The 11,946-nt window shown below is 68.6% G+C and carries 18 protein-coding genes; all 18 read right to left on the reverse strand.

Going from position 1 to position 11,946, the window contains the following annotated elements:
* A partial coding sequence (locus ACFSKW_RS54610) for a hypothetical protein (protein ID WP_379583802.1) occupies positions 1 to 595 on the reverse strand: 595 nt, incomplete at its 3' end.
* A gap of 16 nt (positions 596 to 611) precedes the next feature.
* On the reverse strand, positions 612 to 1,694 hold the full coding sequence (locus ACFSKW_RS54615; RefSeq protein ID WP_379583803.1) for a phage tail family protein: 1,083 nt from the start codon (positions 1,692 to 1,694) through the stop codon (positions 612 to 614).
* A 16-nt stretch (positions 1,695 to 1,710) separates the two neighbouring features.
* Positions 1,711 to 2,430: a hypothetical protein gene (locus ACFSKW_RS54620; protein WP_379583805.1), complete on the reverse strand. Its 720-nt coding sequence runs from the start codon at positions 2,428 to 2,430 to the stop codon at positions 1,711 to 1,713.
* The gene (locus tag ACFSKW_RS54625) at positions 2,431 to 2,931 is read right to left on the reverse strand and encodes a hypothetical protein (RefSeq protein WP_379583807.1); all 501 of its coding nucleotides are present in this window, start codon (positions 2,929 to 2,931) and stop codon (positions 2,431 to 2,433) included.
* Between the two features lie 62 nt (positions 2,932 to 2,993).
* Positions 2,994 to 3,467 (reverse strand): hypothetical protein, encoded by a 474-nt coding sequence (locus tag ACFSKW_RS54630; protein WP_379583809.1) that lies wholly within the window; start codon positions 3,465 to 3,467, stop codon positions 2,994 to 2,996.
* A 10-nt stretch (positions 3,468 to 3,477) separates the two neighbouring features.
* Positions 3,478 to 3,696 (reverse strand): hypothetical protein, encoded by a 219-nt coding sequence (locus tag ACFSKW_RS54635; RefSeq protein ID WP_379583811.1) that lies wholly within the window; start codon positions 3,694 to 3,696, stop codon positions 3,478 to 3,480.
* A gap of 10 nt (positions 3,697 to 3,706) precedes the next feature.
* A complete protein-coding gene (locus ACFSKW_RS54640; RefSeq protein ID WP_379583813.1) occupies positions 3,707 to 6,718 on the reverse strand; it encodes a hypothetical protein in 3,012 nt (1,003 codons plus the stop codon).
* A gap of 147 nt (positions 6,719 to 6,865) precedes the next feature.
* Complete coding sequence (locus ACFSKW_RS54645; protein ID WP_379583815.1) at positions 6,866 to 7,051, reverse strand: hypothetical protein; 186 nt, start codon at positions 7,049 to 7,051, stop codon at positions 6,866 to 6,868.
* Between the two features lie 20 nt (positions 7,052 to 7,071).
* Positions 7,072 to 7,560 carry a DUF7426 family protein gene (locus tag ACFSKW_RS54650; protein WP_379583816.1) on the reverse strand — a complete coding sequence of 163 codons (489 nt, stop codon included), beginning with the start codon at positions 7,558 to 7,560 and terminating at the stop codon, positions 7,072 to 7,074.
* Between the two features lie 17 nt (positions 7,561 to 7,577).
* Entirely contained in the window at positions 7,578 to 8,048 is a 471-nt protein-coding gene (locus ACFSKW_RS54655) for a phage tail tube protein (RefSeq protein ID WP_379583818.1), read from the reverse strand.
* A gap of 15 nt (positions 8,049 to 8,063) precedes the next feature.
* The gene (locus tag ACFSKW_RS54660; RefSeq protein ID WP_379583820.1) at positions 8,064 to 8,498 is read right to left on the reverse strand and encodes a minor capsid protein; all 435 of its coding nucleotides are present in this window, start codon (positions 8,496 to 8,498) and stop codon (positions 8,064 to 8,066) included.
* A complete protein-coding gene (locus ACFSKW_RS54665; RefSeq protein ID WP_379583822.1) occupies positions 8,495 to 8,845 on the reverse strand; it encodes a hypothetical protein in 351 nt (116 codons plus the stop codon). Before ACFSKW_RS54665 ends, ACFSKW_RS54660 begins: the two co-directional genes overlap by 4 nt.
* 14 nt (positions 8,846 to 8,859) lie before the next feature.
* Positions 8,860 to 9,174, reverse strand: coding sequence for a hypothetical protein (locus ACFSKW_RS54670; RefSeq protein ID WP_379583824.1), 315 nt, complete (start codon positions 9,172 to 9,174; stop codon positions 8,860 to 8,862).
* Positions 9,167 to 9,598 (reverse strand): hypothetical protein, encoded by a 432-nt coding sequence (locus ACFSKW_RS54675; RefSeq protein WP_379583826.1) that lies wholly within the window; start codon positions 9,596 to 9,598, stop codon positions 9,167 to 9,169. Before ACFSKW_RS54675 ends, ACFSKW_RS54670 begins: the two co-directional genes overlap by 8 nt.
* A gap of 80 nt (positions 9,599 to 9,678) precedes the next feature.
* Positions 9,679 to 10,026: a hypothetical protein gene (locus ACFSKW_RS54680; RefSeq protein ID WP_379583828.1), complete on the reverse strand. Its 348-nt coding sequence runs from the start codon at positions 10,024 to 10,026 to the stop codon at positions 9,679 to 9,681.
* A 2-nt stretch (positions 10,027 to 10,028) separates the two neighbouring features.
* Positions 10,029 to 10,334 (reverse strand): hypothetical protein, encoded by a 306-nt coding sequence (locus ACFSKW_RS54685; RefSeq protein WP_379583830.1) that lies wholly within the window; start codon positions 10,332 to 10,334, stop codon positions 10,029 to 10,031.
* Positions 10,335 to 10,345: 11 nt separating this feature from the next.
* Entirely contained in the window at positions 10,346 to 11,545 is a 1,200-nt protein-coding gene (locus ACFSKW_RS54690) for an SU10 major capsid protein (protein WP_379583832.1), read from the reverse strand.
* Between the two features lie 9 nt (positions 11,546 to 11,554).
* Positions 11,555 to 11,946: hypothetical protein (locus ACFSKW_RS54695; protein ID WP_379583834.1), on the reverse strand; the 392-nt coding region annotated here is incomplete at its 5' end.

Consider the following 11,946-nt stretch of genomic DNA (forward strand, 5'->3'; position numbering starts at 1 on the left):
ACTGCAGCAGCGCGCTGGAGGACTGGATCTGCTGGCCGGTGTCGGCGCTGGAGACGATCTGCCGCGAGCACAGCGACCCGGTGACGACGCTCTGGGATTGGACGTCGGCGACCTCGGTGAACCCGGGCGGCTGCTGCCAGGTGACGCTGGTGAACGGTGGCGGAGGCACGCCGCCCGACCAGCGCAGTTCCAGCCCGGTCGCCTTGTTCGGCGTGATCGATGGGGTGGTGACGCTGGAGGTGGACGAGTAGAGGAACCCTGGCTCGACCTGCGGAAGGCCGTCCGCGGCGCCGCCGATGGACACGATGACCGCGACCCCGTCAGCGGTGGGCGCCTGCGTGATCGTGTACGGCTGCTCGTTGGCGCCGGCAACCTTGTGCCACACGTCGACGGCGCTGAGCGTGCCGACGGGGCCGAAAATCCTCGTCAGGAGTGTCCAGCCGCCGCTGATCGAGATGAGCTGGCCGATGCCGTTGTCCGCGGCCAGGAAGGCGAGCATCATCATGCCCTCGGACGCCTGGGGCGGGTTGATTGTCCAGGAGGGGATCGACGCCTCCGAGGCGCCCACGGATACGTCACGGACGAACGCAGTCACCGGCTCGACACCTCCTCTAGATCCATGCCTGCCGCCACAGGACGACCGCGTTCGGGGCGTCGCCGTCGCTGGTGGTGTAGCTGATCTGGGAAGCGCCTCGGCCGAGCACGAAGTCGACCACGCCGATGCTGGCCCCGGTCAGATGCCGCATCTGGGAGACGTCGTCGATCGTGGCTGTCTCGTTGGCGACGTCGATGATGAGCTGCTCGCCCGCCTCGAGGGTGAGGTTGAACTCGACGACGCGGGCGTCCTGGCGGCCGTCGGTGAGGGTGCGGGTGATCTGGAGGCGCGGGTTGGTTGCCGGGCCTGCGCAGCGCAGCAGCGGCTTGGTGGTCGTGTTGCCCGCGTGGAACACCTCGACGGCGGCGCCGTCGGGCACTTCCACGCTGGACAGCTGGCGCGCGTACAGGCGCGGATCCGAGCATTCGACTTGAAGGACGGCCTTGGCCCGACCGAGCCGGTACTGCTGGTTGATCGGCGCCGACCGGCGGGTAACCGCGCCGCGCGTCACATAGATGGTGTCGAGCACCTGGATCGCCAGCCACAGCTCTTCGTCGGCGTCGGCGATCGGCGTGTTGTCGCGGAAGTCCTCCATCACTTCCTGGATCTGGTCGCGTGGCGCCTTGACCAAGAAGTTGGCGGTGATGATGCGCGGCTGGGCGAGTTTCCGCCCGGACATGGCGCCGTGGCTGGAGGGGTTGGCGACGTTGCCGTTGTCGACGCCGGGCATGTCGATGTCGGCGCCGATCAGCTCCCCGACGAGCCGGTACGGCGTGCCGGACCCCATCCGGAAGCCGTTGAGGCTGAGCTGTCCGGGGCCGGTCAGGTCGTCGCCCGGGTTGATGGGGACGTCCACCGCCAGGCTGGGGAAAGACCAGTTGAGGGTGAACACGCCGAGGCCGATGCTCGGGGTGACGCTCGGGAACTCCCAGGACAGCGTGAACACGCTGAGCGGGATCGTCACCGACGGCGAGGTGACAGTCAGCGCCGGGAACTCCCAGCCGAGCGTGAACGCGCCGAGATCGACGGACGCCTGGTGGTAGATGCGGCGCCCACCGATCCTGACCGGGATCGGCTGACTACGCCCGAGACGGGCCATCAGGCCTCCTTCATCATCACCAGGTGGCGGCGCGCTGCACGGCCTGGCCCAGCACGTACGGGCGCGGCGCGAGCGGAGTTTCGGGGAGCACCTCGAGCGCCGCCCAGTTCCAGGTGGGATCCGCCGCCGCCGCGTTGAAGTTCAAGCTCACGGACGATCCGGCAAGGCCGCTGTCAGCGGCCTTGTGGACGGCGATCCCGGACATGCGGCCGGCGATGTCCCATCCGAACCCGGTGTCGGAGGAGGTGGGCGTGCCGCGCTGGAGGAAGTCAGCGGCGATCCCGAACGCCCGGCTTCCTGGCTGCGTCGAGGTGTAGGCGGTGACCGTCAAATCTTTGTCCGCGCTTCCGGTGCTGGACCCCTCACCGACCGCGCCCGTTGGCGTCACAGGGTCGATGCCAGTCACCACGAACACCTTCAGCCCGCCCGCGTCGCCGGTCTTGGCGCTCAAAGCGGTCACGGTGATCGACTGGGATGCGCCGACCAAAGCGGTGCTGATGCCCGCCCACCCGAAGTTGCCGCCCGCATCGTCTTTGTTGCGGACGACGCGTTCCGTCCATGTGAGCGCCGTGCCGGTGTTGGACAGGGTGGTGGCCGCGGCGGCGTCAGAGCTGCGCTCCCACCCGATGCACGCCACCAGCAAGGACCCGGCGGGGGGCGTGAACGAGGTGGTGGTGAGTGTGCTGGAGGCTGCCGAGACGGTCGCCGGGGTGGAGCCGTGGACGGCGATCGGCATCTACGCCTCCTGCCACACCACGTAGGTGTAGGCCTCGACGCCCGCCGTGGTGGCCTTGACCCGGACGCGCAGGAACTTGCTGACAGGCAGGACGAACTCCCGGCCGAGCGGCCACTGCTTCACGTACTGGGTTGTCGGGGCGACCAGTTGGGCGTCGGCCGTGCGGGTCGCGGTGATCGTGCCCTCAGCCGAGGCGTTGTAACCGGTAGCCGACGTGCCCAGTGTGACCAGGCTGGCAGGCGCGTTGGGGTCGTCGTACGGCTGCACCCCGGCGGCGACGTGCGCCGTCACGGTGGCAGCGACGTCAGTCTGGATCAGCTCGCACATGATCGGCGTGGCAGCGGCGCTTCCGCCGAACGAGATACCCCACTCCACCACTCGCAGCATCCGCGTGGACGGGCTGGCGATCTGCAACAGCGTCTTCAATGTGGTGGTCGTCCCCACGGTCGCCAGGGACGCGGTGGTGGCCATCGCACCCGAAGCAGCCCAGTACAGAGCCATGACCGGCTCCTTTCATGCGAAAGCCCCGCACGCTGGCGGGGCGGAACGGGATCGGAAGCGGGCTACAGGGTGGGGCCGAGCAGGCCCAGCTTGGCCACGCCGTCGACGTGAAAATTGACCGTGAACGTGCCGTCCTGGCTGGAGTACTCCTGGATGAAGGAGCGGAACAGCACGGCGCGGTTGGACAGTCCGGGCACGTAGATGAGGCCGCCCTTGGCCGCGGGGATGGTCGAGCTCGACCAGGAGACGTTGGCGCACTTCCAGCGCATGAACCCGGCCTGGCTGGGGTGCTCCTCGAAGAGGATCGAGGTGAGCGCCAGGCCGCCCGCGGTGTAGCCGGCGCCGCTCACCTCGCCGCTGGAGAACGGCGACGACCCGTATGCGGGGTTGGTCTGGCTTGCGTCGGGGGTGACGGAGTCCTGGAACAGCGCGAACTTGAAAGCGCCCGCCGTCGCATCGCCCAAGTTGAGCGCGATCTGGTTCGTTAGGGCTTTGACCTGCGTGTCCACGAACCAGAGGTCCCTCGTAATGGCCACCGTTAGCTCCTCAGATCGGCAGGTTGATGATGGCGTCGCGGCGGCCGTCGGAGTGCTCGCGGGTTTCGTTGCCCAGCTGGTCGACGCGCCGCTCGTACGCCACGCCGTCCTCGCGCCGGCCGGTCGTTACTTGGTCGCGCGTCCTCCAGGTCCAGCCCACAGGCCGGACCTGGAGGTTCTTGCGCCGCGCGTACTCGCCGAACGTCTCCCCGCTCGCGGGATCCCACATGCTGTTCTCCTCACGCTCCCGCTCGCGCGGTGTACTCGAACCCGAACTCGGCGCCGACCCGCCGCACATCGGCTTCCTCGCGGATGGTCGTGCCGTGCATCGTGACCGTCACCCCGCCGGTTGGGGTCGCCGCTGCGGGCGCAGCGGGCGGTGTGAAGCCGTGCTGGGAGACGTCGCCGACGTCTCGTAGCCCGCCCGTGAGCGGCTTCAAGCTGCCCATGGTGGGGTCGAGGGGGATGCTGCCCTTGACGGTGCTGCTGATGACGTCCTGCATGGCGGCGGTGGCAGCGTCGGCCATGGATTGGACGCCGACGATCCATCCGGCCATGGTGTTGACGCCGATGTCGGCCATGACCTGCGACGGGCTCTTGATCTTGAGTTCGCGTTTGATGGCCGCCACCAACGATTTGACGATCTTCGTCATCTCGGCGTCCAGCTTCGCCAGCGAATCCTGCAGACCCTTCAGATAGCCCTCACCGGACTTCTTGCCGACGTCGTACATGGCGTCAGCGCTGGCCTTCCCCAGCTTCTTGGAGGCCTTGTCGACGGCGGCCTGCGCCTTGTTCAAGGCCTTGATCTCGGCACCGTCGGAGCCAACCAGCATCTCGGCGAAGCTCGCTCCGCGCTCGACGCCCGCGTCGATGATGTCCTGGATGATCTTCTTGTTGAGCCCGCGCTTCGCCAGCGTCTGAATGTTGTTGGCGAAACTGTTGATCGCGCTGGCCTTCGACTGCAGCTCGGCCGCCATGTCACCAGCGCCCGTGATGTCCTCGGCCTTCATGCCGGTGATGTCCGCCCACTCCTGAGCAGACCCAGCAACCCTCTTCGCCATCTCCTTCGCATCCGCGAGCTTCTGCACCAGCGCCTCACGCTGCAGGGCGAGGTCCTCGAGGTTCTTGTTGCCCTTCCGGACGAAGTCCAACAGGCCCTCGGCCACGTCCGGCTGGGACTTGAACGCCTCCTTGATCTGGTCGACCATCCGCTCGATCGTCGTCTTGACGCTGCCCTGCTCGGACTCCAGGCCCTGGATGAGGCCCTTGACGGTCCAGCGGCCGACCTCGGCCATCGCGGTGGACGGGGAGCGGATGCCGAGCAGGTTCTTGGCGCCGTCGAGCGCGGACTGGGCGAGGCTCTTCGCGGCCGCGATCGCGTCGCCGATCATCGACCGGATACCAGCGGTCAGGCCGGCCCCGAGATCCCGGCCTGCCTTCTGGGCTTGGCCTTTGAGGCCGTCGAGCCCGGTCTTGACCTTGCCGACCTCTTTGACCGCCTGGCCCGTGTCGGCGTCGACCTTGACCTTCTTGTCCTTGACGTCGTCGACCTTGTTCTTCGTGGTCTGAAGATCCGTCAGCGCCTTCGCGGTGTCAGCGTCGATCTTGACCCTTTTGCCGTCCGGCAGGGTCACAACCGCCTTGCCGAACTTGTCGATGGCGATCTTGCCCTCGTCCGTCCGGCCGATAGTGACGCCCAGGCTGTTCCCGAGCCCGGCCACCGCGTCCCTCGCGGCGTCGTTCTTGCCCGCCAGGTCGATCAGCGTGGGCAGCTGGCGCGCGAACGCCGCACTCGACTCGTTGGTCTTGCCGGTCCGCTCCGACTCCGCCTTGGCCGCATCCGCGACCGCGCGCGTGATGTCCTGAACCGACTTGAGCCGGTCGATTTCGGTGGTCTTCTTGTCCTTGGCCGCCGCGGCGGCCTCCTTCAGTGCGTCCTTCAGCCGGATCTCGGCGTTGAGCGCGGCGGCGGCCGGGTCGAACAGCTCCTCGAGGGCGGCTGTCAGGTTCCGCACCCCGGACGCCGCATCATCCCCAGCGCCTCCGACGCCTTGGATGGCGAGAGCGCCCGCGGCCGCATCCGCTTGGATTCGGGCCAGCATCAGCGGCAGCTTGTCCATGTCCTGCTGCATCTGCTCGGGGGTGGCGCCGAACATCGCCTCGAACAACTTGTTGCCGGCGTTTGATGCGTCGATCGGGAGCGTGGCAAAGGCTTTGATCTCGTCAGCCCAGCGCAACACCTCGGCGCCGATCCGCAGCAGCTCGGTGGCGTCCTCGACGAGGTTGGCGAGCATCTGCGGGTCTTCGTTGGCGATCTGAGTGAGGGCGTCGAGGGTGTCGGAGATGTTGTCGATGATCGCGGGCATGCGGTCGCCGAGCTCGCGCAGTACGTTGCCGGCGGCGTCGCCGAGCCGGGCGAGGGTGGGGCCGAGAGACCCGATGCCCTGTCCGACCATCCGGATGAAGTGATCAACGTCGGGGACGAGGTCGGCGAAGATCCGCTTCAGGGACGGCTTGAGCCGGTCGAACGCCTTCTCGGCGACTTCGGCGGCTCGGATCGCGCTGCCCTCGAAGGGCTTGGCGACGTCGGCGAGCTCTTTCTTGATCTCGTCCGCAGTCTCCGACCAGGCATGCCGCACCTGGTCGGACGAGGCGGCCGCCTTGAAGCCGACCGCGGCCAGGCCTCCGCCGATGGCGGCCACGATGCCGCCCGCCGCCACTCCTGCGATCAGGGGCAGCGCCTGGATCGCGGCGGCGGCGATGGCCACGTTGGCGGGCCCGGCCTTTCCGAGCACGCTCATGCCGCCCTCGAAAGCCTTACCGGTTGCGTCGCCAGCCTTCTGGGCGCCGTCAGCAACGTCGCCGAACATGGCGACGGCCTCGGACACGAACCGGCCGCTCCCGTCATGCCAGCGGCCCCGCGCGTCCTGCCAGAACCGGTCGGCCGCCCGCTCCCCGGCCTCCCCTGCCGCCGCCTCCAGCGCCTTCAAGGCGGCGAGCGCCTCGGCGATGTCGGCGTGCACCTCGAAGTCGAGCTCGCCGTACCGGCGCTGGTCGAGCTCGCCGAAGGCGTGGTCGATTTCGCGCTCCAGCTCGGCAGCGAACCGGTCCGCGTCGGCCAGCATGTCGTCGAACGACTGGTCGAGGGAGGCTTCGAGCCGATCCAGCTCACGAATGGCTGCCGCTGGGTCGAGGCCGTCCGCGATCGCCCGCTCGATGTCTGCGAGGGACCGGGTGACCGTGGTCTCCATCGACTGCATGGTCGAGCTGGTCGAGCCCTGCAGGGACTTCAGGTCGGCGGCGATGCCGCGGGTTCCGCGGCCGAAGTCGTCCTTGTCGATGGTGGCGTAGGCGACCAGCTCGCCGACGGTGAGAGCCACGACGACCACCCCCAGGAGCTACTCGTAGTCGTCGAAGCTGTGATCGTCTTGCGCGCGCTTGGGGGTGTGCTGGTCTTCGCGGTCGCGGAGCACGCGAAACAGACGCGTCTTGGGATCGCTGAGCAGGCCGAGGATGCGGCACCGCAGCCACCGCCAGGTGCGCGCCCGGAGTAGGCCGGGCTCCTCCAGGTCGGTCCCGTACACCTGGTGGAGGTCAGCCTCGATCAGGCTCCAGCGGGAGAGGAGGTCCTCCCACGTGATGTCCGCGCCTTCCTCGGGTTCGGGGTCGTACCACTCTCGGAGTCCGGTGACGGGGTCGATAGGACCTCCCCCTGGATCACCGGAGGCTCTGCCGTCGTCGAGGTCAATGCTCGTTTTGGGAATCCGCCCCGCTCCCACACGATGAGCGCGGTGTCCTCGCCGTGGAGGTGCCACGTCAGCGCAGTGAGACCAGCGGCTTTGATCATCGGCCACGGCACCTTCGCGGCGAGCAGCTGCGCGTAGACCGGGCCGAGCGTCTCCTGATACAGGGCGATCTCGGTCAGGTCGTCGGAAACCTCTTCGTCGTCCGCCTTGCTGGCGACTTCGGTGAAGCGGCTGACGAGCCGCACGCCAGTTTCGGCGTCGACTGGCGGCACGCTGTAGACGGTGCCGTTGATCGGCAGGTCGAGGGTCTCGCCGAGGAACGCGGCGACCTCGGGGAACTTGGGCATGGCTCGGTACGCCCTTCCTACGCTGCGGGGTTGGTGATGGCGGTGCGCTTGCCCTTGCCGTTGAAGGTGACGTTGAAGGGCTCCAGCGCGGTTACGCCGCCGCCACCGCCGCCGTACTCCACGGACACCCGGCCCTGCCACGCGTCGGGGGCACCATCGCGCCGGTAGTACCTGATCTCGATGTCGGAGCCGACGCCGACCAGGTTGCCGGCGTCGAGCACGGCCTGCTGGCCCGGGTCGGCGATGAACGTGGCCTCGTTGTCGGCGTCGCGCTTGCGCTTGCCCTCGGTCTCCAGCTTCCACTTCCGCTGGGTGATCTCATCAGATCCCCAACCCTCGGAGTCGAAGTCGGAGTCGTCTTCCTTGGACGACTCGATCGTTTCCTTGAAGGAGCTCATGCCCTTGTAGGGGGTCCACACGGGTACTGCGCTGGTCCCGGTGTTGACGTCGAGGGCCCAGGCGGAGGCCAGAAGCGAACGGGTTGCCATTGGTGATCTCCCTGGTTATCCGGGACGGTTGGTGGTGGGTCGGTGGACGAGCAGGTGGTAGGAGTCGGCCCGCTCCCACCGCTGATTCGTGTCGACGCCCATGGGGGCGTTGATGCGGCGGGTGCAGAGCAGGATCCCGGCCGCCGGCGCCTGCCACCCCTGCAGCGCGTCGAAGCAGTTGTCGGCGATGTCGTCGGCGCTGCGCGGGTCGAGCGGGATGCCGCGGATGCGCAGCTGCACGCCCTGGGTGCCGTCAGTGTTGACCGGGTCGTCGGCGAACTGGTCGACGCCGTACGCGGCCAGCGCGATGGCCCGGTCGGGTGTGGTGGGGAGGCGGCCGAGGACGATCGCGGTCTCCGCCGCGGTGTACGGCGGGGAATGCCACACGCCGACGCCCTGGGCGGCGAGGTGTTCGGCGATCGCGGTGAGCAGGTTCGTGGTCCAGCTCATCGCAGGGACCGCCGTATTTCGGCGGCGATCAGCTCCTGCATCGTCCCCGACTCAGCGTCGAAGGGGTCCTCCAGGTATTTCGCCTTCCGGCCGCTGTCGTGCCTGAAGGTGAGGTCCTCATGCTGGATGACCGCGTACGGGCCGTCATAGGAGACGGCGCCCGTCAACGTGGACGCGTCCACGGACGGCGTGCCAGAGCGTTCGAGCGTGCCTTCCTCGTGAGGGACCTCCTCGCGGCTGACCTGCAGCAGGTGCTCCATGGCGACCTTCAGGCCCTTCACCGCGCCCTCCTGCATGCGCGCGTCGAGCTGGCCGGTGTCGAGCTTGAGCGTGGACCGTTGCGCCACCGCGACCACCTCCCTTACTGGAGTGCGACTTCGAGATGGTCGGGTGTTGGGAGGCCTCCGCCGTCTCGCCGTGAGGCGGTGATGACGTAGCTGGTGCGGCCGTTGACGGTGACCCGGCTCCCGGCCGGGCAGGTCGCTGCGAGCCGCATGTACACGGTCGTCTCGGACACGACCTCGGCGCCCTCGGCGTCGCGCACCAGGCGGCGCTTCTCGTCGACGAACGCACGCTCGGTGACGGCCGTGCCGAACTCGGGACCGAACGGGCCCTCGCCCTCGAACGGCTCGATCTCGACCGTGTGGCGGAGGAGGAAGGCCGGGATGCTACCCATCGGCCGCCTCGCAGGCCTGGTACGTGTAGGGCTCGTGCCCGGTGAGCTGGGCCTGTTGCAGGATCAGGAGGGCTTGGGGGGCGAGGCGGGCGGCGGCCGAGCCTCCACCACCCGCCCCGGTCTCAGAGCCGCGCCCGCCGCGCGCCAGCCGTACCGAACCGATCTGCACGTCCCGGTACTCGGCCGTGGCGCCGGTGCCGGTCTCCCCAGCCTCCAGCCACGCGGCCACCTGCTCGCACGTCGCCTCCTTCAGGGCGGTGACGTGCGCCGTCTCGGTGGGGAGCCCGTCTTCGTCGACGGGGTAGACGGCTGTGAGGAGGGCGCCGTCGACGAGGCGGGACGCGCGCGTCAGCAGCAGCTCGGCGTCGGCGGGTTCGGGGTCGACGTAGGCCGGGACCAGATCAGCGATGGTCGCGTACGCCATGCACGCCTCCCTCGGCTCGAAGTTGAACGCGGGCGGGTCAGCACCCCCCAGCGAGGCCCGCCCGCGCGTTCATGGACCCCCTATTTGGGGGTGATCTCCACAACCTCGTACGTGACCGAGGTCGGCAGGGAGATGTCGATGTAGACCGACCCGTCCTCCTGGGCGTACGCGCCCGACCACGGGCCGAACCACTTCGTTGCGGAAGCGGCGAGCGGGATGACCCGGTCGGCGGGGGCGACGCCGTCGACGGCGGCGGCCGGGCCGAACTTCTCGGTGAGGTTCACGCTCGCGCCAGAGCCGTTGGTGACCCGGAGGGCGCGCTTGGTGCCGTTCGGGATCGAGATCCCATCGACCGTGAACGTGGTCGGGGTGACAGCGACGCCGGCGGTTGACGGGACGGTGGGGCTGGTGATGACGACGCGCGCCATGGCTACTCCTCTTCGAGCTGGTCGGCCAGCTCGATCAGCTGAGCCTTGGTCAGGTCGTCGGCCTGCTCACGGTCCATGCCGTGGGAGACCGCCCAGTCGCGCCAGACGGCCTCGGACGCGTTCTTGCGCGGTCGGCCGCCCGCAGTAGGGGTGGAGGGGGCGGCCCCGTGGCCAACCGCCCCCTCCACGTCTTCGATGCGCCGCCAGCCGGACGCCGGATCGGCGGCCAGCTGGTCGAGACGCTGCTCTTCGTCGCTGCCGGGCTCGGGCGCGATGCGCTCGGCCACGTGCCCCCCGGCAGCCCTCACGTACGTCGGCATTAGAGCTTGAGCCCGGTCATGACCGCGTGGGCGCGCTCGTTGCCGAACTTGAGCCCGATCTCGCCGTAGATCTGGACGTTGTCGCTCGCGCCGGTCTTGGCGAGCTCCTCCTCGAAGAAGACGCCCTTGTTCGGGATCGACATGAAGACGGGCATCAGCTGCTCGAGCGACACGGCGACGATCGTGTCCTGCGGCATGTGCCGGTCGAGCATGATGTTGAAGGTGCCGAAGTCGGTCATGACGGTGGTGACGTTGACGCCGCCGACGTTGCGGGAGGTCTCGGTGTACTGGCCGTAGGCGGACATGGCGGCCTTGGTGATGGCGCGCTTCTGCACCGAGTTGACCAGGAAGGTGGCGGTGGTCTGCTCGGAGAAGCCGCCATTGTCGTAGCCGAGCTGCACCAGGTCGTTGAGGTGGTCCGTGGTGAGCACCGTGGCCCACGACTTGGTGAAGGCGATGCCGGTCGCGGTTCCCAGCGTGATCGCCGCGCCGCCGGAGCTGCTGGACACCTTGAAGGTGTTGGCGTCGAGCTGGTCGACGTAGTACAGCCGGCCGGGGATGATGCCGGTCGCCGCGCCCACCGCCGTGAACACGATCTTGTCGCCGTCGACGAGGCCGTGGCCGGTAGAGGTGATGATGTCGGTCGCTGAGGTGGCGCCCGTCACCGACGTGCCGCGGGCGATGCGGTTCGTGGTGATCGCGGCGAGCAGCCCCTTGGTCTGGCGGGCGGTCGCGTTCGTGGTCGGCTTCACGTACTGGCCGTTGATGAACGACCAGTTCACGTCCAGCGCGACCGACTTGATCGCCTGCTGCACCTGCCAGTCGAGCTCGCTGGTGACCGGGTTGCTGCCGCCGTTGTGGTTGAACGGCGCCGACTGCGGCGACGCGACCTGGCCGTAGGCGGCCTGCTTCGTGTAGGAGACCCCGACCGCTTCCTGGTGGATCTGGACGACGTTGGTGACGTTCGCCCGCACGCGCTCCTCGGAGGTGGGCGCCGCGGCGCCTTCCACCTTGGTCCGCTGGCCGGGGTCGCGCAGGTCGTAGGTCTCCCACTCGAATTCGACGCTGGTGGTCTGGCCGCCGCCGGTGAGGCCGCCGATGGAGGACAGGAGCGGGGTGTCTTCCGGCGTCAGGCCGAACAGCTCCCCGGTGTAGTTCGGGAGGTTGAAGGTGGTGCCGAGGCCGGTGATCCCCGCCATGGTCTACTCCTAGGTTGTCTGGGCTGCTCGCTGACGCTTAAGGCCGATGGCGAGCTGGAAGTTCTTGTTCTTCTCGGCCTCGGCGATCTGCTCGTCGAGGCTTCGGGCTGGTGTGCCGCCGCCGTTGCCGCCTCCGAAGTCACCGCCCGACTGGCCGGGACCCTTCTGCGTGGCGACCTTGGCGAGCTTGCTGACGGCCTTCTTGATGGCGTCGTCGTCGACGTCGCCCTGCTCGTCCACGAACTTGGTCGTGTCTATGAGGTCGAGCGCCTCTCCCAGGTCGAGCCCCTTCGCTGCGACCGCGGCCTTGAACTCGGCGGCGGCCAGCTTGGCGCCGAAAGCCTTCGATGCCTCGGTGGCGCCTTCCGCCTTGGCGGCGGCGACGGCCTTCTCCTGCTCGC

The sequence above is a fragment of the Nonomuraea mangrovi genome, assembly GCF_042681425.1.
Classification (GTDB): domain Bacteria; phylum Actinomycetota; class Actinomycetes; order Streptosporangiales; family Streptosporangiaceae; genus Nonomuraea; species Nonomuraea mangrovi.

Bases quoted from the DNA above. Each gene is read 5' to 3' on its own strand.
- ACFSKW_RS54615 (WP_379583803.1), bottom strand. From the start codon at position 1,694: ATGGCCCGTCTCGGGCGTAGTCAGCCGATCCCGGTCAGGATCGGTGGG.
- ACFSKW_RS54620 (WP_379583805.1), bottom strand. From the start codon at position 2,430: ATGCCGATCGCCGTCCACGGCTCCACCCCGGCGACCGTCTCGGCAGCC.
- ACFSKW_RS54625 (WP_379583807.1), bottom strand. From the start codon at position 2,931: ATGGCTCTGTACTGGGCTGCTTCGGGTGCGATGGCCACCACCGCGTCC.
- ACFSKW_RS54635 (WP_379583811.1), bottom strand. From the start codon at position 3,696: ATGTGGGATCCCGCGAGCGGGGAGACGTTCGGCGAGTACGCGCGGCGC.
- ACFSKW_RS54640 (WP_379583813.1), bottom strand. From the start codon at position 6,718: ATGGAGACCACGGTCACCCGGTCCCTCGCAGACATCGAGCGGGCGATC.
- ACFSKW_RS54650 (WP_379583816.1), bottom strand. From the start codon at position 7,560: ATGCCCAAGTTCCCCGAGGTCGCCGCGTTCCTCGGCGAGACCCTCGAC.
- ACFSKW_RS54655 (WP_379583818.1), bottom strand. From the start codon at position 8,048: ATGGCAACCCGTTCGCTTCTGGCCTCCGCCTGGGCCCTCGACGTCAAC.
- ACFSKW_RS54660 (WP_379583820.1), bottom strand. From the start codon at position 8,498: ATGAGCTGGACCACGAACCTGCTCACCGCGATCGCCGAACACCTCGCC.
- ACFSKW_RS54670 (WP_379583824.1), bottom strand. From the start codon at position 9,174: ATGGGTAGCATCCCGGCCTTCCTCCTCCGCCACACGGTCGAGATCGAG.
- ACFSKW_RS54675 (WP_379583826.1), bottom strand. From the start codon at position 9,598: ATGGCGTACGCGACCATCGCTGATCTGGTCCCGGCCTACGTCGACCCC.
- ACFSKW_RS54680 (WP_379583828.1), bottom strand. From the start codon at position 10,026: ATGGCGCGCGTCGTCATCACCAGCCCCACCGTCCCGTCAACCGCCGGC.
- ACFSKW_RS54690 (WP_379583832.1), bottom strand. From the start codon at position 11,545: ATGGCGGGGATCACCGGCCTCGGCACCACCTTCAACCTCCCGAACTAC.